Annotated in this window: 22 protein-coding genes; 7 read left to right on the top strand and 15 right to left on the bottom strand. The window is 42.1% G+C overall.

Translation table 11 applies throughout. The annotated features are described in order from the left end of the window. Positions 1-56 precede the first annotated feature (56 nt). Positions 57-1,061 (bottom strand): nucleoid-associated protein, encoded by a 1,005-nt coding sequence (locus ACTW1R_RS11345; RefSeq protein ID WP_005229284.1) that lies wholly within the window; start codon positions 1,059-1,061, stop codon positions 57-59. Between the two features lie 163 nt (positions 1,062-1,224). On the opposite strand from ACTW1R_RS11345, the gene ACTW1R_RS11350 reads away from it, so the two are divergent. From ACTW1R_RS11350 to ACTW1R_RS11360, 3 genes are all read left to right on the top strand, one after another. Then, complete coding sequence (locus ACTW1R_RS11350; RefSeq protein WP_375826630.1) at positions 1,225-2,070, top strand: aldo/keto reductase; 846 nt, start codon at positions 1,225-1,227, stop codon at positions 2,068-2,070. A gap of 26 nt (positions 2,071-2,096) precedes the next feature. Continuing rightward, entirely contained in the window at positions 2,097-2,378 is a 282-nt protein-coding gene (locus ACTW1R_RS11355; RefSeq protein ID WP_271813318.1) for a hypothetical protein, read from the top strand. 113 nt (positions 2,379-2,491) lie between these two features. After that, the gene (locus ACTW1R_RS11360) at positions 2,492-3,211 is read left to right on the top strand and encodes a hypothetical protein (protein ID WP_010749217.1); all 720 of its coding nucleotides are present in this window, start codon (positions 2,492-2,494) and stop codon (positions 3,209-3,211) included. 146 nt (positions 3,212-3,357) lie between these two features. Here the strand turns inward: ACTW1R_RS11360 and ACTW1R_RS11365 are convergent, their stop codons facing one another. The 8 genes from ACTW1R_RS11365 to ACTW1R_RS11400 all read right to left on the bottom strand — a co-directional run bounded on the left by ACTW1R_RS11365 (position 3,358) and on the right by ACTW1R_RS11400 (position 12,645). After that, complete coding sequence (locus ACTW1R_RS11365) at positions 3,358-3,852, bottom strand: hypothetical protein (RefSeq protein ID WP_005229276.1); 495 nt, start codon at positions 3,850-3,852, stop codon at positions 3,358-3,360. Between the two features lie 18 nt (positions 3,853-3,870). Continuing rightward, positions 3,871-5,019: a galactonate dehydratase gene (gene dgoD / locus ACTW1R_RS11370; RefSeq protein WP_271813320.1), complete on the bottom strand. Its 1,149-nt coding sequence runs from the start codon at positions 5,017-5,019 to the stop codon at positions 3,871-3,873. A gap of 30 nt (positions 5,020-5,049) precedes the next feature. Then, positions 5,050-6,405, bottom strand: a complete 1,356-nt coding sequence (locus ACTW1R_RS11375) for a PTS galactitol transporter subunit IIC (RefSeq protein ID WP_060792349.1) — start codon at positions 6,403-6,405, stop codon at positions 5,050-5,052. A gap of 21 nt (positions 6,406-6,426) precedes the next feature. Further along, entirely contained in the window at positions 6,427-6,705 is a 279-nt protein-coding gene (locus ACTW1R_RS11380; protein WP_005229267.1) for a PTS sugar transporter subunit IIB, read from the bottom strand. Between the two features lie 19 nt (positions 6,706-6,724). Further along, complete coding sequence (locus ACTW1R_RS11385; RefSeq protein WP_005229265.1) at positions 6,725-7,183, bottom strand: PTS sugar transporter subunit IIA; 459 nt, start codon at positions 7,181-7,183, stop codon at positions 6,725-6,727. Between the two features lie 12 nt (positions 7,184-7,195). Beyond that, a complete protein-coding gene (locus ACTW1R_RS11390; RefSeq protein ID WP_060792350.1) occupies positions 7,196-7,813 on the bottom strand; it encodes a bifunctional 4-hydroxy-2-oxoglutarate aldolase/2-dehydro-3-deoxy-phosphogluconate aldolase in 618 nt (205 codons plus the stop codon). A 10-nt stretch (positions 7,814-7,823) separates the two neighbouring features. Next, positions 7,824-9,872 (bottom strand): BglG family transcription antiterminator, encoded by a 2,049-nt coding sequence (locus ACTW1R_RS11395; protein ID WP_489927279.1) that lies wholly within the window; start codon positions 9,870-9,872, stop codon positions 7,824-7,826. A 298-nt stretch (positions 9,873-10,170) separates the two neighbouring features. Then, entirely contained in the window at positions 10,171-12,645 is a 2,475-nt protein-coding gene (locus ACTW1R_RS11400) for a hydroxymethylglutaryl-CoA reductase, degradative (RefSeq protein WP_271813326.1), read from the bottom strand. Positions 12,646-12,837: 192 nt separating this feature from the next. Between ACTW1R_RS11400 and ACTW1R_RS11405 the strand changes: the two genes are divergently transcribed. The 4 genes from ACTW1R_RS11405 (at position 12,838) to ACTW1R_RS11420 (ending at position 17,230) form a co-directional block, all read left to right on the top strand. Beyond that, entirely contained in the window at positions 12,838-13,998 is a 1,161-nt protein-coding gene (locus ACTW1R_RS11405) for a hydroxymethylglutaryl-CoA synthase (protein ID WP_271813328.1), read from the top strand. Positions 13,999-14,496: 498 nt separating this feature from the next. Next, positions 14,497-15,474, top strand: coding sequence for an ABC transporter substrate-binding protein (locus ACTW1R_RS11410; RefSeq protein ID WP_010749214.1), 978 nt, complete (start codon positions 14,497-14,499; stop codon positions 15,472-15,474). Positions 15,475-15,503: 29 nt separating this feature from the next. Continuing rightward, positions 15,504-16,424 carry an ABC transporter permease gene (locus ACTW1R_RS11415; RefSeq protein ID WP_005229245.1) on the top strand — a complete coding sequence of 307 codons (921 nt, stop codon included), beginning with the start codon at positions 15,504-15,506 and terminating at the stop codon, positions 16,422-16,424. Further along, positions 16,424-17,230, top strand: a complete 807-nt coding sequence (locus ACTW1R_RS11420; protein ID WP_142965342.1) for an ABC transporter ATP-binding protein — start codon at positions 16,424-16,426, stop codon at positions 17,228-17,230. Before ACTW1R_RS11415 ends, ACTW1R_RS11420 begins: the two co-directional genes overlap by 1 nt. Before the next feature lie 75 nt (positions 17,231-17,305). Here ACTW1R_RS11420 and ACTW1R_RS11425 read toward each other — a convergent pair whose 3' ends face one another. From ACTW1R_RS11425 to ACTW1R_RS11450, 6 genes are read right to left on the bottom strand one after another with little or no spacing between them, the layout of a single operon-like run. Then, the gene (locus ACTW1R_RS11425) at positions 17,306-17,950 is read right to left on the bottom strand and encodes a V-type ATP synthase subunit D (protein ID WP_005229243.1); all 645 of its coding nucleotides are present in this window, start codon (positions 17,948-17,950) and stop codon (positions 17,306-17,308) included. Continuing rightward, positions 17,950-19,338: a V-type ATP synthase subunit B gene (locus tag ACTW1R_RS11430; protein ID WP_128488642.1), complete on the bottom strand. Its 1,389-nt coding sequence runs from the start codon at positions 19,336-19,338 to the stop codon at positions 17,950-17,952. The genes ACTW1R_RS11425 and ACTW1R_RS11430 overlap by 1 nt, the downstream gene beginning before the upstream one ends. Further along, the gene (locus tag ACTW1R_RS11435; RefSeq protein ID WP_271813330.1) at positions 19,338-21,113 is read right to left on the bottom strand and encodes a V-type ATP synthase subunit A; all 1,776 of its coding nucleotides are present in this window, start codon (positions 21,111-21,113) and stop codon (positions 19,338-19,340) included. The genes ACTW1R_RS11430 and ACTW1R_RS11435 overlap by 1 nt, the downstream gene beginning before the upstream one ends. A 31-nt stretch (positions 21,114-21,144) precedes the next feature. After that, entirely contained in the window at positions 21,145-21,459 is a 315-nt protein-coding gene (locus ACTW1R_RS11440) for a V-type ATP synthase subunit F (protein WP_005229240.1), read from the bottom strand. Then, a complete protein-coding gene (locus ACTW1R_RS11445; protein WP_005229238.1) occupies positions 21,452-22,453 on the bottom strand; it encodes a V-type ATP synthase subunit C in 1,002 nt (333 codons plus the stop codon). The genes ACTW1R_RS11440 and ACTW1R_RS11445 overlap by 8 nt, the downstream gene beginning before the upstream one ends. Positions 22,454-22,467: 14 nt before the next feature. Then, positions 22,468-23,058 carry a V-type ATP synthase subunit E gene (locus tag ACTW1R_RS11450; protein WP_005229237.1) on the bottom strand — a complete coding sequence of 197 codons (591 nt, stop codon included), beginning with the start codon at positions 23,056-23,058 and terminating at the stop codon, positions 22,468-22,470. Between the last annotated feature and the right edge of the window lie 12 nt (positions 23,059-23,070).

The raw sequence follows: 23,070 nt of genomic DNA on the forward strand, positions 1-23,070 counted from the left end.
CAAAGAGCCGCTTTTTTGTACTTGTTTTGCCATCGTCTGCTTAGAAACAGCTCTTGTTACATCCGATTAATCACTTCTTCTACATTTTTGATCGTTACGGAAATCGTGCCATCAGGGTTATTGATAAATTCGATCAAATTCGGATCTCGGTAAACATCCAAAGGAACGATCAATTCGATTCCATTCGATAATTTTAGTTTTTGCTTACCAAATTTTTTCTCCGAGATCTCACGAACATCCCGCATCATCGGTGCTTGATTGACGAATCCTTTTTCAACCACTTCTTCTTGAAATGAAAGCTGAGCAGTAATATTGTCTTTAAAGACTTTTTGCGCCACTTCACTCACATCGATATGACCAGACTCTTCGATCGTATCGTAGACCGCTTCTTTCAAATCGGCAACAACGTTATAGGTGGGTGTTTCAAATTTCTGACCAATTTTTTCGGCTACTTTTTTGATGACTTTGACATTTTCTTCTAAAGATGGGATCGGTTCGGCATCAATGACTTTTGTTGAAAAGTAGGCGTATTTTTCACCTGAAAAGCTATATTTCTTTTCAATCAGTTCAAAGTCTAAGCTCTCCACATCGATCGTGATCCCTTCATCTGCCTTTTGGGTTTTACCAGCTAGTAAGGCACGATGCAAAATCAAATTATTTTCGATCCCAGCCTCCCCATTATCAATAAAATGCGTATAGCCATCTTGATAATTGACCTTCAAAAAAGCCAGCTGCATTCTTGTATCTAATTCATATAAGACGACAAACGCATCCGCACTTGGCGCATCTTCACTTTCCTTGTACGCTTCATACCAGCGTTGCACGATCGCTTCACTGGCTGCGATAAAGTCGTCTGGTGCTTGTTTGACCAATTGAGCGATCGTTGAAGTTTCGAGTAAACGACCTGTTTTGGTTTGCGGTGTAGCAAGTTTCTGAATTTTCTTCGTCAAATAATCACGAATGTATTCCGTTGTTAAATCAAGTTCAACTTGAGAAAAAACTGGATCGCCTGTTTGACGGTCCACAATGTGTAAAATCGCATGTTTCAAATAAATATCCATTGGTTACGCTCCTTATCCATTTGTCTAGTGTACAAAATAAATAGGCGAACTGACAAGAGCGAATCGGCATTTTCCTTCAATATTCGCTTTCTTTTTAAAAGGTGCAATCATTGGAAATTCCTGCCTCGTCTGCTAAACTAGAAGTATCACAGAAAACGGAGGAATGAACATGAACAGCTATACGTTATCAAACAATGTGACCATCCCTGAGCTAGGCTTTGGCACATGGCAAACACCAGACGGCGACGTTGCCGTAGCATCAGTCAAAAAAGCACTAGAAGTAGGTTACCGCCATATTGATACAGCACAAGGCTATAAAAATGAAGCCAGTGTTGGTCAAGCGATCAAAGAAAGCGGCATTCCCCGCGAAGAGCTTTTCTTGACTACAAAATTATGGAATGCGAACCATTCTTATGATCTTGTGATGTCCTCTTTTGAAGAATCTTTAGAAAAATTACAAACAGACTATATCGATCTTTTCTTGATCCATTGGCCAAATCCAGTGGCTTTTCGCGACAATTGGCAAACAGCAAACGCAGAAACATGGCGTGCTTTTGAAGAGTTGTATCAAGCAGGCAAAATCAAAGCGATCGGCGTCAGCAACTTCTTACCACATCATTTTGAAGAATTGAAAAAAACAGCGACTATCTTCCCAATGGTCAATCAAATTTTCCTTGCACCTGGCGAGTTACAAGAAGAAGTCGTGACTTATTGCCAAGAACACGATGTATTGCTTGAAGCATACAGCCCATTAGGTACTGGGAAGATCTTTGATGTACCAGAAATGAAAGCATTAGCTGAAAAGCATCAAAAATCAATCGCTCAAGTTGCATTACGCTGGTCTTTACAACATGGTTTCTTGCCATTACCAAAATCAGTTACACCAAGTCGGATCGAAGAAAACATTCACGTCTTTGATTTTGAGCTATCTGAAGATGATATGAAAACGATCGATCAATTAGATGGTGTGGTTGGGAAAGCGACCAATCCAGATACGACAGGGTTTTAATTTCACTCTCTATAAAGGAGAAGCCTATGAAAAAAACTGATTTCAATCATCTCTCCCCTGCTGTTCAAAAAGCCTTACATGCTGATTTTGTTTTTCTCGTTTGGCCAGACAAAGTCCAACACTTTCCAGCACGTCAATGGACGACCAGCGACTATCAGCAGATGCTGACCGAGAAACTTACTGGGGAACCACGCTTTTTTCTTTGGGAAAACTACTTAGTCGCAACTGGAGAAAATGACCTTTTGGTCCTGATGCCCAAGTACCATCAAATCAATGATCTAGTAGAAACACCAGCGCCGCTTTTTTAGCAGCGTTGGTGTTTTTTCAGGAAGTATATAAATTTTTTTGTATTTTTCATGAGAATCACTGTTCTTTTCTGCAAATTTTCCTTATAATCGATAGTGATCGAGAGGAGAAGATTATGAAAAAGAAACAATTAGCAAAATTGAAACAACAATTCCGCCCGTCTTATGAAACAGCTCGACAACAGTTGTTTACAGCGATCGAGCGCAAAACAGCAGATAAGTTTGACCTTCCGACAACTGTGTATATCAATCCTAAAAACCAAGAGGAATTATTGATTGAATTGTTGAAGGAAACGCCAAAAGAACAAAAAATCGCTGTTCCTTTAGATGAGAACTTCAAGATCGTCGTGAAACGAATCCAACGCTTAGAAGCTGGTTTGCTTGATCGTTTCAGCGATAACTTAGTCGATGAGATCGCTGCTTACTGGTTGCCGACCAATCCGCAAGAAAGTACGGCACCCGCTCCTGCAAAAGAACCAGCGAAAGTGAAGGAAGAATCAGCACCAGCTGAAGCGGCTGCACCGACTACCTCTGCATCAACTAAAGAAGTAGAAAAAGCAACTGAAACAATGGCTGATACTGCTGACAACACAATGACTTTTTCAGCATTTGCTGAAAAAATCGCAGCATTCCCTAAATTTTCTGCCAAACAATCTTCAGGAGAAACGATCGTGATCGAAGCTTCCCCGAAAGAAGATCGTGTTCTAGCAACGATTTCTGAAACAGAAAGTGATACTTTTACCATCGAAACTGCGCTAGAGCGCAAATACAAAGTAAAATTAGAAGTCATTCCATTGATCGAGGCGTATGCCCACACGGCGATTTCGAAACGATAAAAAAACTGGGAGAATGGTTCATTCTCCCAGTTTTTTTATATCCCGACGATAGTGAATAAAAATATAGTTGATTGATTTTTACTCTTTGCTTAAAATCAGTAAGAATTACCACAATTTATTAAATTTGTCCTTCTCCACAGACGAAATTAATGGGATACTTTAGTATTCCTTTGCTTCTTTTGCGTCAATCCTTCTTCCTTAAACACTAGCTTCTCTTCCTTCTTCAATAAACTAAAGTACTCTGCCAAGATTTGCGGTGACTCTGAAAATAAAAGCGAGAAGCGGCTATTTTGGCTTTTATAAAAGGTTACAAAAGTTTGATTATTTACTGTTTGTTCAATCTCTATTGCGGTATATTGATCATATTCACCTTTTAAAACACCCAGTTTGATCAGCTGATCTGCTCCTAATCCTTCTTTTGAAAAACCAACTAAACAGACTAAGCCGATCAGTGCAAACAATTTCAACTGGTCACTCAACTGATCTGGCCAAAAAATGACGAAAAGAAGCGCAGACAGAATGAAAGCAGTTGCCTTTTTTATAGAGCTCGCTTTTGCCTGCAAAAGAATTTTGCGCTGCTCTTTGAGTTGTATCACTAACAGAACGAGTAAAAATAAGTTGATCATAATTGCTTCCGCCATGAGTAACTTCCTTTCAGACTACCATTCTGCAATAGTGCCATCATAGTTCTTCCATTTAGGGTTAGTCCAAATCAACCCTTCTTGTGAAATATCTCTAACTCTATCCTCATCCATCTCCAACCCTAAACCGGGCTTACTTGGTATTTCTACATAGCCATCCTTATACTGAAATACTTCTTTGTTTTTCACAAAATCTAACAGATCAAAGCCTTTATTGTAATGGATTCCTAAGCTTTGCTCTTGAATAAAAACATTTGGGGTACAAGAATCAACTTGCAGTGTTGCTGCTAAAGCAACGGGACCATATGGTGCGTGCGGGGCAACAGCCACGTCATAAGCTTCAGCCATGGCAGCTATTTTTCGCATTTCCATGATCCCTCCACATAATGCCACATCAGGCTGGATCACATCTATTGCTCCTTGCTGAAAAAGTGTTTTAAACTGCCAGCGAGTATACAGTCTCTCCCCAGTGGCTAAAGGCGTTGCCACAAGCTGGGCAACTTCTTTAAAATGTTCCTCATTCTCAGGAAGAACAACTTCTTCTAAAAACATTGGATGATAAGGTTCTAATGCCTTAGCTAAAACTTTTGCCATCGGCTTGTGGACTCTCCCATGGAAATCAATTCCAATATCCAATTTATTACCAAAGCGTTCCCTAATCGAAGTGACACGTTCCACCACTTCCTCTATCTTTACATAAGAGTCAATATAGTGCAGTTCCTCTGTTGCGTTCATTTTAACTGCAGTAAACCCACGGTCAACACGATCTTGTGCTTGCTCTGCGACATCATCCGGACGATCACCGCCGATCCAAGAATATACTTTGATTCTGTCACGAGCAGCACCGCCTAATAGTTCGTAGATAGGAACATTCAATGCTTTTCCTTTAATATCCCACAGAGCCATCTCTAGACCAGAAACGATTGTTCCATGTATGGGACCGCCACGAAAGAAAGATCGGTGCATTTCTTGGAACAATCGCTCAATCTCAAACGGGTTTTGTCCTAACAGAAATCTTTCCCCTACCTCATAAGCTCCTGCAACAACTGTTTCGGTTTTTGTTCCAGAAATCATCTCTCCCCAGCCATCGATTCCTTCATCTGTTGACAATTTTACAAAAATCCAGCGGGGTTTTACTTTATATACTGTAATTTTAGAAATTTTCAAAACAATCTACTCCTCTTTTTCGACAATATTTTATTCAATTGCTGCTTCACGATTAATTTTTTTGATTCCTTCAAAGAAATACCATACACCGCCAAATCCTAGAAGAAGAACTGGAATACCAATCATCGGTTCATAGGTGAATGCAATGAAAACCAGGTAACTTTGAATCATTGAAGTTGCTGCAAAAGAAGAAATAAGCATGGCACTGGACCCAAGATCAATCCCTACCTGTTTGGCTATTTCGGTTAGAATAGGTGAAGTGACTGTTCCACACCAAAGCAAAGAGGCTGTGACAACTAAACCGATAATAATGTTTTTCAGCAAGTTTCCTCTAGTCAATGCAACAACCATTGCTACTCGAAATGGAACTACAGCTAAATCGGCAAATGGTAACACACGATTTCCGGGTAAGACCAAAGCCATAGCAATTGTTAAAGGAATAATAATCAGTGCAGTTGTTATAACATCTGGATTGCCCACAACAACCGCTGCATCTAGTCCAATAAATAAACGGCGACCTTTAAATTTCTTCTGAGACCATTTTTGCGCTGCGTCTGAAATAGGCATTAATCCTTCCATAAAAAGAGAGGTCATTTTTGGTATCAGAACAAGGACAGCAGACATACTAACCCCTAATTGAAGAATCTGAGTGATATCATAGCCAGCTAAAAAGCCGATTGCGATACCTATGACACCGCCCATAATCATAGAGTCCCCAAAGAAACCCAAATATTTTTGTGCATCCTTAATGGTAAACTTGGAATTTCGAAAAAGAGGAATGCGGTCTAAAAGCCAGTTTAACGGCCATGCAATTACTAAAGAAGATAAGGCTGAAACCGTGGGTAATGAAACCCCTGGAATTCCAAAAAAATCTTCAACCAAAGGCTGTGACCAATCAGACATTTTAAATGTGACAATTGCCATTACAACTGATGCGCCCACACCTAACGCTACGTTCTTAGTCACAAAATAAACCATTACACCAACAATAGCCATATGATGATAATTCCAAATATCAACATCCAACGTTTGAGTTCTTTTGAGAACCAACAAGATGATATTAACGATCAATATAGCAAATATAAGCAGTGCAATAATTGGAGATGCCCAAGTAACCGCCGCGATTGAGCCCCATCCTACGTCCAAGGCATCCAGCTGTACGCCGGTCCGCTCTACCATAGCACGGGCTGCTGGTCCGACATTGGTTGTCATAAAATCCAGAATCAGACGAATCCCTGCAAATCCGATTCCTAGTGTTAGCCCAGACTTAAATGCTCTTGAGATTTTCAAACCGAAAATCATGCCGATAATTGTAATAATGACAGGAAGCATCACTGTAGGACCAGCGTCAATAAAGAAATTGAATACATTCATTACATAATTCATTCTTTTTTCTCCTTAACTTTTTTATTTTAAATAATTCAAAATTTCTTCCATAGTTTGTTCAGAACCAATTCCCGTTAAAATAGGCATTCCCTTTACCACAGGAACTTCACCAGTCTGACCTTCAAATTGACCAGTTGTCACTAACAAGTCATAGTCTTGAACTTTACTAGGTACTTCCATCAGTTTGGTTTGGGTTGTGGAAGCCTCAACTCCATGTTCATTCAGATAATCCTTCACTTTTGATGCTACTACGGTTGAAGTCGCAATCCCATTCCCACAAGCAATTAAAATTCTTTTCATTTTCATTTCCTCCTATTTTTTAGGCTATCGCCTTTTTTAATAATGTTAGCAATTTTAGATCCGAATTCGCCGCCGTCATTTGTTCACGAAGTGGCTCATCTTGAATAATACTGACAATCTTTTGTAACATCTCCACTTGGCCGTGCGGTTCACCGATGGCCATCATGATAACAATTTTAGTAGGTAAAATGACTTGATTATCTTCCATATTGCGAAACCCTACAGCTGTTTCTAAGGTTGCAATCGCCAAAGTTGTTTGATTGACCAAATCAAAATTTGCATGAGGAATTGCTACGCCGGGCTGTGTCGAAGGTAAACCGGTTGGATATTCGGACTCGCGTAACTGTATTGCTTCGATATAATCTTCTTTGACATAGCCTCGTTGGTATAGTTCATTCGCTAAAAAAGCAAGGACTTCTTTATCACTACCTGCTTTTATATTTCGAAATACTAGTTCTTCGTTCAGTTGCAATTCCATTTGTTTTCCTCCTTAAATCTCTGTCGCTAATTTCTGTAGTGATAGCGCTAGTTTTGCTGGGTCAGCAGCTTGCAAGTCTTGCGATTGAAAAAGATTGGAACCTAAACCAAGATAACTCGCTCCATGGTCAAAATATTCCTTGGCGTTAGAAATCGAAATTCCACCAACACCCATCAAAGGTAGCTTGCCCAATGGAGCTTGCACATCTGTGAAAAAGCGTGGTGTCACAACTGCAGCGGGGAAAACTTTAACGATATCCGCTCCATCTGTAAACATCTCATTGATCTCAGAAGGGCTCATTGCCGCCGGTACTGAGAGCACTTGCTCTTTCCTTGCAAAATCCATTATTTGCTTCGTAAAACGATGGGGACCTAATAAAAAACGAGCCCCAGCTGCGACGGCTTTTTGGGCGTCAGGTAACGTTCTTACTGTTCCTGCCCCAATGAGAATAGTTTCACCAAATAATTTGCTTAACTTGTTGATATGTTCTAGAGCCCCTAAAGTGTTTAATGTGATTTCAACTGCAAACTCTTTCTCAAGCCCACTCATTGCCGTTAAAACTGCATAAGCTTGTTCATATGTGTAACCCCTCATAATAATTGTAAAGCGTGGGTAATCTTCTACTTTCATCGTTTTCCTCCTAAGTCACTTGTCTAATTAGCTGATAAGCTGTTTTCGTATCTGAGCTTTCCTTCAAACGATTTAAAAACGTAGAATCATTACTAATATCTGCTAACTGATTCACAGCTTTCAAATGTTTCGTCAAATCATAAAACGATAATGGATAAATAAAATGGATTTTTTTACCGTTTGGAAAAGCGATTGGCTCAGCAGCAATCAATAGACTTATCCCGTCTTTTAACACGCCATTTTGTGGTGCTGTATGCGGGATACACGTTTGACTCCCTAAATACCCAGCGTATCCTTGTTCTTCGATTTGATCCAAACAATCTTGAATAAACAGCTCTGTAATCATCTGATTTTCTAACAAAGGATGGCAAGCAAATTTCACTGCTTGTTGCCAAGTTAGCTTCTCTGACGTTCTTCTTATAAAATCAGGTTTCAAATAATCAGTCAATGATGGTAACGCTTTAAAATTTTCTAAAGGTGAATCTTGCTTTTGCTTCAATAAAAAGTACTCTAACTCTTCCCTTAGTTGCTTCGCATCATTTACTTGAGCATATGTGCGAATCACCGAAAACAACTCATCAACTGAGCGGTCTACTTCATTTAATCCTAACTCTTTTAACACACGGTATCGCAGACTGATCTGCTGCTTATAAGTCATGATAGGATCAATAATAAATTGCGGTAATTCACTGTTTAATGCAGTAGTTGTAAAAACCAAGTCATAATCCGTTCCAAATTTATAAAAATCTCTTACTGAAAATGAAGCTAAAAAATGCAACTCGGGAAATAGTTTTTTTAAATTTTCTCTCATCAGTTTTGAAACCATAACCCCATTTGCACAGACAACTACTGCCCTTGGTAATTGCGCTGCTATTTGACGAGGACTCATTAATTGAAAACCAAAGTAATAAGATAGAAGTGCCAACTCATCATTTGGAAACGCTCGGCCTAACCAGTTTTCTGTGGGAACAATCAGCTCCTTCATAAGATCCTTCAAAATTGCATGGTTGCTATCTTGAACTAAGCTATCAAGGGAGTACATACCCAAGCTCAAATTGTATTTTATACGAAAACACGCTGGACGCAGATGGCCCAAAATCCGACGTTCAAATGCCTCTCTATCTTCAATCATAATTAGTGTTTGGTTTTGAAAACTTGTAACCATTTCACTGATCAAACATCTTAATTCACTATCTGAATCAAATACTTGAGTCGTCTTACGTTCAAAAATATTAGATGTCAAAAATAGCAGAGCTAGCCAAGAAAGATAGTTAGGAGACATGCTGGACCAAGGTGTATCTTGAAGCAAAATAGTCAGAACTTTATATTCTGGAGTTTTTCGAATCTCTATTTGTACCATTTCATCTTTTGAAGCAATCGGTGAAGTTGCACGTTGCAAGGTCATTCTTACAGCTGATTGCAGATAATCAATAGATTCATCTGAATACCTTAAATGAAGCAATTGCTCCATGTTGTGTATCAAATGAACAACCTCTTCTTCGGGAATAGTCGGTGCCAATTTTCCTTTAATATCATCAAGACGAAATAATGAATGCTGCTTAATTAAATCAGAGAGCAGTTGTAAGATTCTCCTTTCCAATCCTTGCAGTTGATAACCGCTTTGACGATCATAGTGAATGGACAGGGCGTATTTGCTAACAAACTGCTTCGCTTTCTTTAAATCTTCTTGAATCGTATTGCGACTTACCGATAAGAGCTGTGTAAAATGATCCATGTCAATGTAACCGGTATTAGTACATAAATAACTTAACATGATGGCAATTCGCTCATATTCAGAGAAAATTGTAACCATGGCAGAAGAATCTTCTTTATTTTGTTCAAGAGAAATCATTCGTAACACTTCTAAAGGAATAATAAAATCTCCCATATGGTTACGCCTGATTTGAGGCAAACCGTTTTCAAGTAACTCCTCATTAAATTGCTTAATGGAATAATTAATCTGTCTTCTTGTTAAAGAAAGTGATGTGGTTAACTCTGCCATCTTTGTCTCGGGTTTTTTTACCAATCGTGTGAGAATTCTTCGGATCCGTTCATTCATTTGATTCCCTCCTGATGAAATCATTATAGCTTTGATTCTTCGTAAAAAGATGTATAATTGAAAGCGTTTTTTGTCATAGTTGTTTTTTCTTTTTGTCCTAGTAAAACTATTTTTGATAAATCGCTGCTTGGAACCGACAAATTAAAAAAGTCCTCTATCAGCAAAAGTACAGCGAGATTTTTTATCTATTGCATTATTATCTCCAAAACAAAAAAAGGACGAACTCCCTTTAGTAAGGGGATTCGTCCTTTCCATTTATTGTTTAGGATAAAAAGTTTTAAAAACTAGAGAACCTTTTTTAATTGCGTATTTCGGTTAAAAATTTACGGGCTTGCTCTTGGTTCATTTGAGTCGCAGCTCGCAGCTTAGCTGCCAGCTGTTCAATCTCGGTTCCTTTTGCTCCAACTGAAATAGCTAATGAACGGGCTTGCATGCTCATATGGCCTTGCTGGATACCTTCTGAAACCAATGCTCGCAACGCGGCCAGATTCTGAACCAGCCCGACACTTGCCGCCAGCGAAGCTAACTCACTCGCCGTTTCAACACCAGTCAATGCCAACGCAGCTTGGGCTTTTGGCAATATTTTTGTGGCACCCCCGACTGTGGCTATCGCCAACGGCAGTGTGATACTACCAATCAAACGGTCTTCTATGATGGTCCAGGAAGTCAACCCTTGCATGCGGCCATTACGGGCAGCATAGCCATGACAAGCGGCAGAAACGGCGCGAGTGTCGTTTCCGGTAGCCAAAATCAGCGCTTCAACCCCATTCATGATCCCTTTGTTATGGGTAGCGGCACGATATGGATCGATCTTGGCAAAATCAGCTGCATGAACAATTTTTCCGGCAACTTGTCTGCCATTTCCGGTCTTGCTCAATTTGTCAAAAGGTACCGAGCAAGTGGCTGTTACTAACGATTCCGTAGCGAGATTGCTTAAAATACTAAAGAGAATTTCTTCTTCTGGGAACCATTTGCGAAAAAGTTCTGCCACTCCTTCTAAAATCGAATTGATGATATTGGCGCCCATCGCATCTTTGACATCAACCATTAAATCGATCGACACATAAGCGGTTGCTAAGTCAGATTCTGCTGGCGAGAAGTTCCGACCGATCACTCTTCGCAATCCACCGCCGCGTTTCACGATGGAAGGATACGTCTCATTCGCCACTGCAAAGATCGTTGCTTGCTCGGATTCAACTTTTGCCAAAATCGCTTCCGGATCCTGAACATCCATAAAGACGATCTGGCCTCGAAGCAAACGTTCTTGACTGGTCGTCGTAATGGGCCCAACCATTTTTGCTCCATTGCTCATCGCTGCGATCACCGAGGGTTCTTCTGTGGCTAACGGGACATTGTATGCTTTGCCATTCACCTGCAGGTTCAGCCCTACGCCTAACGGGATCTCTACTTCACTGATTTGGTTTTCGATCATGTGATTAGCCGTTTCCTTGTTTAGCGTCATTTCTTGAAAAATTAAGGATTCTGCTGCTGTGATCGCTCCTTGTGCTTCAAGAAAGGCTAATCGTTCATTAGGCGCGAGGGCGTAGAACTTTTTTTTTTCTGTTTTTTCTGATGCCGACTCTTCATCAAAATTCGTTTGACTTGCTGTCGCCGAAGGATTTTCTAACAGCATCGCTAGCCCTAATCCGCCACCGACACACAAAGAGGCGATTCCATAGCGCTCTTGGGTGTCTTTTAGCTGATAAGCGACGGTCGTTGCGATCCGCGCGCCAGTCGCTCCAATGGCATGTCCCAGTGAAATGCCCCCGCCGTAACGGTTGACTTTCTTCGGATCCAAACCAAGTTCACGTTCTACTACGATCGAAGAAGCTGCAAAGGCTTCATTGATCTCAAAAATACCGATATCTTCAATCGTCAGTGCTTGCTTTTTCAGTAACGTATCGATTGCTTTGATTGGTGAGATTCCCATGATCTCTGGGGCAAAACCGACTTCGACGATCTCTTTGATCACTGCCAGATAAGGAATCTGATGCTCTTCACAATAGCTTTTTGACGCGATCAAGACCATGGCCGCCCCATCATTGATGGTTGAGGCGTTCCCAGCAGTCACCGTACCGTCTTTTTTGAAAACTGTTTTTAATTCAGCTAATTTTTCGACTGTCGTAGTGGCGCGAATGCCTTCGTCCTGTAAAACGGTTCCTGATTTTTCAGTCAACGGCACGATCTCTTGATCAAATTTCTTTGCTGCTTGCGCTTTGGCAGCTTTCATTTGTGAGTGGTAGGCAAACTCATCTTGCTCTTTGCGAGTGATCCCGTATCTTTCTGCTACCGTCTCAGCCGTCAGTCCCATTGGCTTGCTACTGAATGCATCTGTTAATCCGTCATGCATCATTGTTGACACCGGAGCTGAATACTGATCTTCCGCCTTGTTATAATAACTAAAGAGCGGCGCATTCGTCATACTTTCAATCCCACCAGTCAATACGACGGATGCCTTGTTCAATTGAATTTGCTCCATCCCCATTAGAATCGCTTTCATTCCCGAACCACATACTTCGTTGATCGTTGAGGCTGGTATATCTGAGGAAAGCCCACTTTGCAAGGAAACTTGGCGTCCTGGATTTTGACCACTGCCTGCTTGTAGCACATTTCCGATAATCACTTGTGCGATATGTTCTTTTGCTTGTTGGTTTCTTGCCAACAAGGCTTTTGCAGCGACTGTTCCTAATTCTACCGCTGTATATTCTTTTAATGACCCATGGTATTTGCCAATTGGCGTTCTTAGTGCGTCGATAATGACAACTTCTTCCACGTACGTCACCTCCTCTTGAAATATATCATTAAATCCTCCAAAAAAGAATACCCCACATTCGGTTGTCGCACCCTTTTCTACTTTCTTTAATAAAGTTTAAATTCTAATCAATTCTTTTTCATTTTTTTCAAAAAATATGATACCTTAGAACGTGTAGCCTACTAAGTATGTAGAACATAAAGGAGCGACGGAATGAACGTTGGTATTGATAAAATAAATTTTTTTGTCCCCCCCTATTTTATAGATATGGTTGATCTAGCTCACGCCCGAGAGGTAGACCCGAATAAATTTACGATCGGGATCGGTCAAGATCAAATGGCGGTCAATAAAAAAACACAAGATATCGTCACCTTTGCCATGCACGCGGCAAAAGATATCCTTACGAAAGAAGATTTACAAGCAATTGATATGGTGATCGTCGGAACAGAATCTGGCATCGATGAATCAAAAGCTTCGGCAGTGGTTTTGCATCGCCTATTAGGTATCCAGCCATTTGCACGGTCCTTTGAAATCAAAGAGGCGTGTTACGGCGCAACGGCGGGCTTACAATTTGCCAAAGCCCATGTACAAGCCAATCCACAAAGCAAAGTTTTGGTCGTGGCTTCAGATATCGCCCGTTATGGCTTAGCTTCTGGTGGCGAGCCCACTCAAGGTGTGGGCGCTGTTGCTATGTTGATCTCGGCGGATCCAGCAATTTTGCAGCTTGAAAATGATAATTTGATGTTGACGCAAGATATTTATGATTTTTGGCGTCCAGTAGGACATCAATATCCAATGGTAGATGGTCATTTGTCAAATGCCGTTTATATCGATTCATTCAAACAAGTTTGGCAAGCCCATTGCGAAAAAAATCAGCGGACAGCAAAAGATTATGCGGCTTTGAGCTTCCATATCCCTTATACAAAAATGGGTAAAAAAGCCTTGTTGGCTGTTTTTGCCGAAGAAGATGAAACAGAACAAAAACGCCTGATGGCTCGCTATGAAGAATCGATCGTTTACAGCCGTCGTACCGGTAACTTGTATACTGGTTCACTGTATCTGGGCTTGATCTCTTTATTGGAAAATTCCTCTAGCCTGCAAGCAAATGATCGAATCGGATTATTTAGCTACGGATCAGGAGCGGTTGCTGAATTTTTCAGCGGCTTGTTGGTACCCGGCTATGAAAAACAGTTGGCGCAAACGGCACACCAAGCGTTGCTCGATGACCGTCAAAAGCTAACGATCGCTGAATACGAAGCGATGTTCAATGAGACGATCGATATCGATCAAGATCAATCCTTCGAAGATGATCTGCTTTATAGTATTCGTGAAATCAAAAATACCATTCGTTATTATAAAGAAGAAAACGAATGACCCTGAAAAAAACTTTGCTTCTTTTTTAGCTAAAAAGCTTGAAGGAACAAAGTTTTTTTCTTTCTTTGAAAATGATTGAAACGAAACTTGTTTTCCAAACATTTTCTGCATGTTATTCAAAAATTTTCAGATAATTCAGGAAAAACATTTGACAGTCCGCTTTTTTTTGTCTATACTAAAATCAATTCAAGTTTGGAGGGACTTTTTATGTTAAACACGACCGTATCCCCACAACTGAATACCTTTTACTTTAGCTACTTTAGATAGTTTGTATTCATATTACATTATGGATGCAAACCAAAAACGAGTTTTGTTTGTATCTATGATGGCTAAAGCATTTTAACTTGAACTTGCAGCCATGTAGAAAATCTTCTAAATGGTTGCCAATATACGTTTACGCTTGGTATAGGATCGAATCCATTTAGACGATTGTCTGAATGGATTTTTTTGTTCAGGTAAACCCCCATAAAAAAAGAGACGATCATAGGAGGAATTACAATGAAAATGAAAAAATGGATCACGACTGGGTTACTGACAGCTTCCCTACTGGCATTGGCAGCTTGCGGAGAATCAAGCAACACTTCGGAAGAAAACGACGGAACAAAAACAGTCGGTGTCTTACAATTGGTCGAACATGGCTCCTTGAATGCAGCCTACGAAGGGTTCAAAGAAGGCTTAGCAGAAGCGGGCTACACGGAAGGTGAAAACCTAACGATTGAATACCAAAATGCGCAAAACAGTCAAGACAATTTAAAAAGTATGAGCGAACGCCTAGTGAATGCCTCACCAGATCTTTTATTAGGCATTGCCACTCCTGCTGCTGTATCTTTAGCAAATGAAACCACCGACACCCCAATCGTAGTTACCGCAGTCACTGACTTAGTTGGAGCGAAATTGGCCGATTCAAATGAAGAACCTGGTCGCAACATCACCGGTACTTCAGACATGGTGCCGATTGAGCAACAGATCAACTTGCTGTTAAGCATCGTGCCTGATGCCAAAACGATCGGCATTATGTATAACGCAGGTGAAGCCAATTCAAAAATCCAAGCTGACTTGGCAGAAGAAGCCTTAAAAGCTGCGGGCGTTGATGTAAAAGTATTGACCGCCAATACAACCAATGATGTGCAACAAGTAACCACCAGCCTTGCAAAAGATGTTGACGGCATTTATGTTCCAACAGATAATACCTTTGCCTCTGCTGCTGCAATCGTCGGCGAAGTTGCCAAAGAAACCAAAACACCGATCGTCGCTGGTTCCGTAGAACAAGTCGATGATGGTGCCCTAGCAACTTACGGTATTGATTATAAATCCCTTGGCATTCAAACAGGGAAACTAGCAGCGAAAATTTTGGATGGCGATGCAGAGCCAGCAACGACGCCCGTTGAAACAGCGGATAATTTAGAGTTAGTCGTCAATGAAGAGATGGCTGCTGCTTTAGGGATTGATCCTGCCAGCATCACTGCACCAGAATAACCATACTAACTTAGATTTGAGGAAATCATATGAATTTAGTCGACACATTCTTGCTCTTACTACAATCTGCCACCTCTCAAGGGATCCTTTGGGCATTGCTGGCGATTGGTGTATTTTTAACCTTTCGTATTTTAGATATCGCTGATTTAACTGCAGAAGGGAGTTTCCCCTTAGGCGCTGGGATCGCAGCAATCAGTATTACGAATGGTCTCTCGCCTATTTTAGCGAGTCTGATGGGCTTTGGCGGCGGCATGGTAGCCGGCTTAGTATCTGGTCTGCTGCACACAAAACTAAAAATCCCTGCCTTATTGGCGGGGATCATCACGATGACTGGACTGTATTCCATCACAAATCGTGTGATGGGTGCTCCCAACATCGCCTTGCTGGGGCAAGACACGGTCTTCACCCAATTTCAAGCCATGGGACTGACCAAAAACAATGCCGTGATTCTTGCAGGCTTTCTCTTCGCGGCAATCGTCATTTTGTGCTTGTTCCTCTTTTTCCGTACAGAGATCGGCTTAGCATTGCGAGCGACGGGCGACAATTTAGCTATGAGCGAGGCCAACGGCATCAACACTGATAACATGAAGATTATCGGCTATATGATCTCTAATGGCTGTATCGCCCTCTCTGGTGCCCTCTTAGCCCAAAACAATGGCTTCGCTGATTTGAACTCAGGGATCGGTACGATCGTGATCGGTTTAGCATCGATCATTATTGCAGAAGTTTTATTTGCCAATAAATCTTTACTTTTGCGATTGATCACCATCGTGATCGGGGCAATCGTTTATCGCTTTATCTTGGCTGTCGTATTCGAATTCAATGTCGAGGCCAACGATATCAAATTGGCATCTGCAATCGTCTTAGTCATCTGCCTCTCCTTACCGCAGCTTCGTTCAAAACTAGGACTTAAAAAGATGCTGCCAAAAACCAAAGGAGGCCAATCCTAATGACTTCAGTCTTAACAATCGAGAATCTACACCAAACCTTTGAAAAAGGAACGATCAATGAAAACCATGTCTTGCGAGGCATTGACCTGACGATGAATGCCGGTGATTTTATTACGATCATCGGTGGGAATGGTGCTGGAAAATCGACCCTCTTAAACAGTATCGCAGGAACGATCCCAACAGAACAAGGAAAAATCACCTTAGATGGGAAAGACATTACCCGTTTATCCGTGACCAAACGGTCAAAAGATATTAGTCGGGTCTTTCAAGATCCACGTATGGGGACCGCGGTTCGTTTGACCGTTGAAGAAAATTTAGCATTGGCTTACAAACGCGGCCAAGTCCGCGGATTTGCAACAGGCGTCAAAGCGAAAAACCGCGCGTTTTTCCAAGAGAAGTTAGCCAGCCTAAACTTAGGCTTAGAAAATCGCCTTTCTGCTGAGATCGGTTTACTATCAGGCGGACAGCGGCAAGCCATCACCCTCTTGATGGCGACGTTGCAGCAGCCTAAATTGATTTTATTAGATGAACATACCGCAGCCCTTGATCCTAAGACCTCATTGACGGTCATGGCATTGACTGATCAGTTGATTCGGTCCCAACAGTTGACGGCTTTCATGGTCACTCATGACATGGAAGATGCCATTCGTTATGGCAATCGCCTGATCATGCTTCATCAAGGCAAGATCGTCGTAGACATTGCCGGTGAGCAAAAGCAGCATTTGACGGTCCCTGAATTGATGGAAATGTTCCATCAAAATAGTGGTACTGAGTTGAAAGATGACCAACTGCTCTTACGCTCTTAACAAGCAAAAAAGGCACGTAGAAAGAATCCTCCTTTCTACGTGCCTTTTGCTGTAATCACACTGCTTGCAAAAGTCTTACTTCGCTTCGTTTTCTGCAATGATGTCCGTTACCTTCATCAAGCGAGTCAATGTTGCTCGTTCGTCTTCTGCCAGATTGCTTTCGATGTATTGAATGGTTTCTGTCAGCTTGGGAATCGTCATATACTCTAACGCATTGACTCTTCGTCTCGTCCGTTCGATCTCATTGGCCATCAGTTGACAGGTTTTCTCGATCTCGGCCAACTGCAGCATCACTGGCAGCATTTGATCCAGATGGGACAACGAGAGATCCAGCTCACTGGTGGTACTCACAAAACCGTAGGAAAAATCATCATCCGAGCTTTCTTCTTCGTAAACAGGGTTCAACACTGGCACATCCATATTCATGATGGTTCGGCTTTGCACATCTAAGGTCACTTTATTCAAAGGGATCATAAAGGCTTCTTGCAAAACAACATCGGGAATACTACTAGAAGCCAGCACATACTCTTCCATTCCTGCTTGCAATGCGGTCTCCATCTTTTTACGAAGTTCCTGGTTTTTCTTTACTAGCTGAATGAACTGACGTACTAGCTCATCTTGCTTGTCTTTCAATAATTTGTGACCACGGGTTGCCGTCGTCAGCCGCTTTTTCAAACGACTTAGTTCCATCCGTGTCGGATTGACATTTAAGATCGCCATTAAGAACTCACATCCTCGTCCGTTGGGTAATAGGCGTCGATAAATTCTTCTTTGATACGGCTCAACTCTTGTTTTGGCAAGGTAGCTAATAGCTTCCAGCCTAAATCTAACGTATCTTCAATCGTCCGATTGGTTTCAAATCCTTGATTGACGTACTCTTTTTCAAAAAGATCAGCAAAGCGCGCGTACTTTTTATCAAGGTCAGATAAGGCAGACTCCCCTAAAACGATCGATAGCTCTTTGGCAGCTTTCCCATCGGAATAGGCGGCATAGATTTGATTCATCGTTGCCGCATGATCGGCACGGGTCTTACCTTCTCCCGTTCCTTTGTCCTTCAACCGTGAAAGACTTGGTAAAATATCCACTGGCGGGTTGATATTGCGCTTGTAAAGGTCCCGCGACAAAATAATTTGTCCTTCCGTGATATAGCCGGTCAAATCAGGAATCGGGTGGGTTTTATCGCCATCTGGCATCGTTAAGATCGGTATTTGTGTGACCGATCCTTCTTTGCCCATCAAACGTCCTGCCCGTTCATACAGCGTCGCTAAATTGGTGTACAGATACCCTGGATAGCCACGACGTCCCGGAACTTCTCGGCGGGCAGCGGAGATTTCTCGCAACGCTTCACAGTAATTCGTCATATCGGTCATGATCACTAAGACGTGCATGCCTTTTTCAAAAGCCAAATACTCTGCTGCGGTCAATGCCATCTTAGGTGTAGCGATCCGTTCGATTGCTGGATCATTGGCAAGGTTCATAAACAAAACAGAACGATCTAACGCACCGGTTTTGCGGAATTCATCCACGAAAAATTCAGCTTCTTCAAAAGGGATCCCAATTGCTGCGAAGACGATCGCGAAATTGCCTTCTTGGCTAGGTACTGTTGCTTGTCGTGCGATTTGAGCAGCGATCTCTTTATGAGGCAAACCAGACGCAGAAAAGATTGGTAGTTTTTGTCCACGAACTAATGTATTTAAATGATCGATCGTTGAGATCCCCGTTTGGATAAATTCATCTGGGAAGTCCCGCGCCATCGGATTGATGGCTTCACCGTTTACATCGATGCGTTTTTCTGGCAAGATTCTCGGGCCGTTATCTTTTGGTTTTCCTAAACCGTCAAACACCCGACCCATCATATCTAGAGAAACCCCTAGAGTCAAACCAGTCCCTAGAAACCTTGCTTTGCTTTCTTCTGCACTCAAATTACTGGTACCTTCAAAGACTTGGACAACAGCATTGTCATCACTGACTTCCAGTACTTGTCCTTGACGGATCTCGCCTGTGTCCATGCGGACCTCAACGAGTTCGTCGAATTTCACGCCTCGAACATTTTCGACCACCATTAAGGGGCCAGCAATTTCGGAAACTGTACGATATTCTTTTAACATCAATGAACACCTCCAGTTTCAATGATTCGTTGTAACATTTCTTTGATGTCATGCTTGATCGTATCCAAGCGAGTCAATTCTTCTTCAGGAATGTATTTGCTGCGGGCGATGCGCTCACGCAGATCAACCGTTCCTTTGGTGATCTCATCTAAGTAAGCACCTAGCTGCAATGCACGCTGTGCTTGTTCATTAAAGTAGAGAATGTTTTCCAGCATCTTGAACTGCTTGTTGCGGGAAGTGTACGTATCAACGTCATCGAAGGCGTTTTGCTGCAAGTAGTCTTGTCTTAAAGAACGAGCAGTCATCATCGTCAAGCGGTCTTTCTGGGAAAGAGAGTCCATCCCTACCAGCTGAACGATTTCTTCTAATCGGCTTTCCTCTTGGAGAATCGCCATGGATTCATTGACTAGCTCCGACCAGCGATCACCTAATAATTGATCCAAATAAGAATTGATTTGATCCTCATAAAGGGAATAGGAATTCATCCAGTTGATGGATGGAAAATGCCGCTTTTGCGCCAACATACTATCCAATGCCCAAAAGACTTTCACGATTCGTAAGGTATTTTGAGTGACCGGTTCTGAGATGTCTCCTCCAGCAGGTGAAACCGCACCAATTGCGGTAATGCTTCCTTCTCGAGGTTGCGTGCCTAATGAATGGAAACGCCCTGCTCGCTCATAGTATTCCGCAATTCGACTTCCAAGGTAAGCCGGATAGCCTTCATCTCCTGGGATCTCTTGCAAGCGCCCACTCATTTCTCGCAGTGCTTCTGCCCAACGAGAAGTTGAATCTGCCATGATGGCAACACTATAGCCCATGTCACGGTAATATTCCGCGATCGTGATTCCTGTATAGATCGAGGCTTCCCGAGCAGCAACTGGCATATTCGACGTATTGGCGATCAATACCGTTCGTTCCATGATCGACTTGCCGGTATTCGGATCGATCAACTCAGGAAATTCGTTCATGACATCCCGCATTTCGTTGCCCCGCTCACCGCAACCGACATAGACCACGATATCCACATCTGACCATTTAGCGATCTGATGCTGAACGACTGTTTTTCCAGCACCAAAAGGTCCAGGAACAGCAGCTGAGCCGCCTTTTGCCACTGGAAAATAGGTGTCGATGACTCGCTGTCCAGTGACTAGCGGTTCGCCTGGATTTAATTTAGCAGTAACTGGCCGCGGTTGACGCACTGGCCATTTCTGAACCATCGTCAAGGATTTTTCACCATCGATGGTTTCTAAAACACAGATCACTTCAGTAATCGCAAAATTTCCCACCATGATTTCTTTGACGGTTCCTTCATAGTTTGGTGGCACCATGATCTTATGCTCGATCACCGAAGTTTCTTGTACTGAACCTAAAATATCACCGGCTTGTACAGTATCGCCGACTTGTACTTGTGGGACGAAGGTCCATTTCTTTTGGCGATTCAGTGGATCGATGGTGACCCCCCGCTCCAAAAAATCACTCTCTGTTTGCAACATAAATGTATCTAATGGTCGTTGGATCCCATCAAACATCTGAGTCAACAAACCTGGTGCTAGTTCGACAGACAATGGTGCGCCTGTCGTTTCTACGGGCTCGCCTGGTCCGATCCCCGCTGTTTCTTCGTATACTTGGATCGAAACCAGCCCTTTTTTGATCTCAATGATCTCACCGATAAGGCCCTTGTCACTGACTTTGCAGATTTCGTGGATTTTTGCGCCACTTAATCCTGAGGCGGTGACCAGTGGTCCCGATACTTTTTCAATTGTGCCAAATGCCACATTTATTCCTCCTAGCTGGCTGACTTGTCTGTTATGAATCTAATATATTCATTCCTACCGCTTTTTCCACATTTTGCTGAATGCGTGCCATGCCGATCCCTAAACTACCCGTACTACTTGGAATCGGAATGATCGCTGGTGTCGGTACTTCTTCGTAACGACGAACGATCGGTTCTAATTGCTCGATCAACCGCTCGGTCAAAAAGATCACACCATACGCTTCAGCCATCTCTTCTAATTGTTGGGCGGCTTCATCCAAATCGCTGACTGGAAAGATATCGATCCCCAGCCCTTTGAAAGGCAAGATCGAGTTCTTACCACCCATCATTGCTATTTTTTTATGCATAACTATCACGCACCCGACTTCTTAAAATCTCTTCTGGCACCTTATTGATTTTACCAATCAAGAGAATACGCAAATTCTTGCTTTCAATTTCCTTGGCATACAGATACCCTGCCAATGCTGACGGCCCAAAAGGCACGATTTTTTGTTCTTTGAGCTTCGCCATTAGAAAATTGTCTTTACGTATATCAAAGGTATTCAAGGTCTTCTTTTCTACCAATTCTTCATAACTATGATTGATCAGCTCTTTATAAGGGGTTCCTTGCAAGTATCCCACAAACGCCTCAAGAGAAGTCGTGATTTCTGCTAACAACTCACTTGCAGGTAAATTCCCATGGTCGGCTAAAACTGCGCTGATAAAGCCGCGCTTGCGTTTCATCGCGTAACTGCGCAACGTTGTTGAAATATTGAAGATATCGATTTGACGGCGAATCAAGCTTTGCAGCAACTCGTCTTGGTATTCTTTACCGATCGTCCATAATTGCTCCCAATAATGGTTGTCAAAGATGATATCGATGGACTGGACTTCATGATAGTTCTCAATATAAGAAAAGACTTCTTCCACACAGGCAACCATTTCTTGCGCGACCTGAGTACTTTTCCTGGTCTTGACCAGATCTTTAAGGACGGAAAGTGGCTGGGTGCCGATTGGGACGAGATACGCCGAAAAATCTTCTTGCATATACGCCGCTTTTACTAAAACTTTCAGATTTTGATAGTCATATTTCAAAGCAAAGAAATCAACGATCGCTTTTTCTGGTGTCAACTGATACATCGTTTCGTATACCCGTTTCAACTCAGCCATCAGGACTTGTTCAAAATCGTGTACACGATCATCTTCATTGATGAAGTCACCATAAACCGTTTCTTGCAGCATCCCATAGATTTCCTCTGCGCTGGCAGCTGAGAGCATTCGCTCATAGCGACTACGATCGAATAATTGCGATTCATACGTCCGAATTCTCGTATTCAACGTATTATATTTGATGTCATTCATCTGTTTGCACCTGCTTACTGTTCAAAAATCAATTGCAGTAACGTATTGCTTAACTCTTCTTTGTTGGCTTCTAGTAGCGCATCAAAGGTAAAATTCAACTCAATTGCTTCTTGTCGCAACAAAAAGCCACCCTTGCGAGGGATCGTTTTATTTACCAGTTTCAGCTGAACCTCTGGGACCGATGCTTGCAACTTAGTAAGGAATTCCTCATCTACAAAATGACGGGACTTCTCACCTAAAAGCAACTCGACCTCACCAGTTAACCGTGCATTCGCCAAGCCTTTCGCGATAAACGTATAAAATGCTGCCTGATCCATCGTGTTCAAACGGGTCAGAGCCTCAGAAAACAGCTCATCTAAGACGGACTGCTTTGCTGCCAAGACCTTGTTTCTTGATTGGATATGCACATCTGAGATTTCCAAATACATCGCAGCACGTTTTTCTTTTTCATAAAAAGCTAACCGTTCATTAAGCTCTTTTTCTAACTGTGCTCGTTTTAAATTTTCTTGGTTTTCACTTTCTTTTTGTGCTTCTTTGATTTGAAGCTGGTATTTCTTTTCCGCATCAGCGGTTATTTTGTCAGTTAAACGTGTAATATCAGACATTCACTTTTCCCT

The organism is Enterococcus sp. R12, assembly GCF_058135755.1.

Excerpts from the sequence above, each read along its gene's own strand:
- ACTW1R_RS11345 (WP_005229284.1), bottom strand. The coding sequence starts at position 1,061 with ATGGATATTTATTTGAAACATGCGATTTTACACATTGTGGACCGTCAA.
- ACTW1R_RS11350 (WP_375826630.1), top strand. The coding sequence starts at position 1,225 with ATGAACATGAACAGCTATACGTTATCAAACAATGTGACCATCCCTGAG.
- ACTW1R_RS11355 (WP_271813318.1), top strand. The coding sequence starts at position 2,097 with ATGAAAAAAACTGATTTCAATCATCTCTCCCCTGCTGTTCAAAAAGCC.
- ACTW1R_RS11360 (WP_010749217.1), top strand. The coding sequence starts at position 2,492 with ATGAAAAAGAAACAATTAGCAAAATTGAAACAACAATTCCGCCCGTCT.
- ACTW1R_RS11365 (WP_005229276.1), bottom strand. The coding sequence starts at position 3,852 with ATGGCGGAAGCAATTATGATCAACTTATTTTTACTCGTTCTGTTAGTG.
- ACTW1R_RS11375 (WP_060792349.1), bottom strand. The coding sequence starts at position 6,405 with ATGAATTATGTAATGAATGTATTCAATTTCTTTATTGACGCTGGTCCT.
- ACTW1R_RS11380 (WP_005229267.1), bottom strand. The coding sequence starts at position 6,705 with ATGAAAAGAATTTTAATTGCTTGTGGGAATGGGATTGCGACTTCAACC.
- ACTW1R_RS11385 (WP_005229265.1), bottom strand. The coding sequence starts at position 7,183 with ATGGAATTGCAACTGAACGAAGAACTAGTATTTCGAAATATAAAAGCA.
- ACTW1R_RS11390 (WP_060792350.1), bottom strand. The coding sequence starts at position 7,813 with ATGAAAGTAGAAGATTACCCACGCTTTACAATTATTATGAGGGGTTAC.
- ACTW1R_RS11395 (WP_489927279.1), bottom strand. The coding sequence starts at position 9,872 with ATGAATGAACGGATCCGAAGAATTCTCACACGATTGGTAAAAAAACCC.
- ACTW1R_RS11405 (WP_271813328.1), top strand. The coding sequence starts at position 12,838 with ATGAACGTTGGTATTGATAAAATAAATTTTTTTGTCCCCCCCTATTTT.
- ACTW1R_RS11410 (WP_010749214.1), top strand. The coding sequence starts at position 14,497 with ATGAAAATGAAAAAATGGATCACGACTGGGTTACTGACAGCTTCCCTA.
- ACTW1R_RS11415 (WP_005229245.1), top strand. The coding sequence starts at position 15,504 with ATGAATTTAGTCGACACATTCTTGCTCTTACTACAATCTGCCACCTCT.
- ACTW1R_RS11420 (WP_142965342.1), top strand. The coding sequence starts at position 16,424 with ATGACTTCAGTCTTAACAATCGAGAATCTACACCAAACCTTTGAAAAA.
- ACTW1R_RS11425 (WP_005229243.1), bottom strand. The coding sequence starts at position 17,950 with ATGGCGATCTTAAATGTCAATCCGACACGGATGGAACTAAGTCGTTTG.
- ACTW1R_RS11430 (WP_128488642.1), bottom strand. The coding sequence starts at position 19,338 with ATGTTAAAAGAATATCGTACAGTTTCCGAAATTGCTGGCCCCTTAATG.
- ACTW1R_RS11440 (WP_005229240.1), bottom strand. The coding sequence starts at position 21,459 with ATGCATAAAAAAATAGCAATGATGGGTGGTAAGAACTCGATCTTGCCT.
- ACTW1R_RS11445 (WP_005229238.1), bottom strand. The coding sequence starts at position 22,453 with ATGAATGACATCAAATATAATACGTTGAATACGAGAATTCGGACGTAT.
- ACTW1R_RS11450 (WP_005229237.1), bottom strand. The coding sequence starts at position 23,058 with ATGTCTGATATTACACGTTTAACTGACAAAATAACCGCTGATGCGGAA.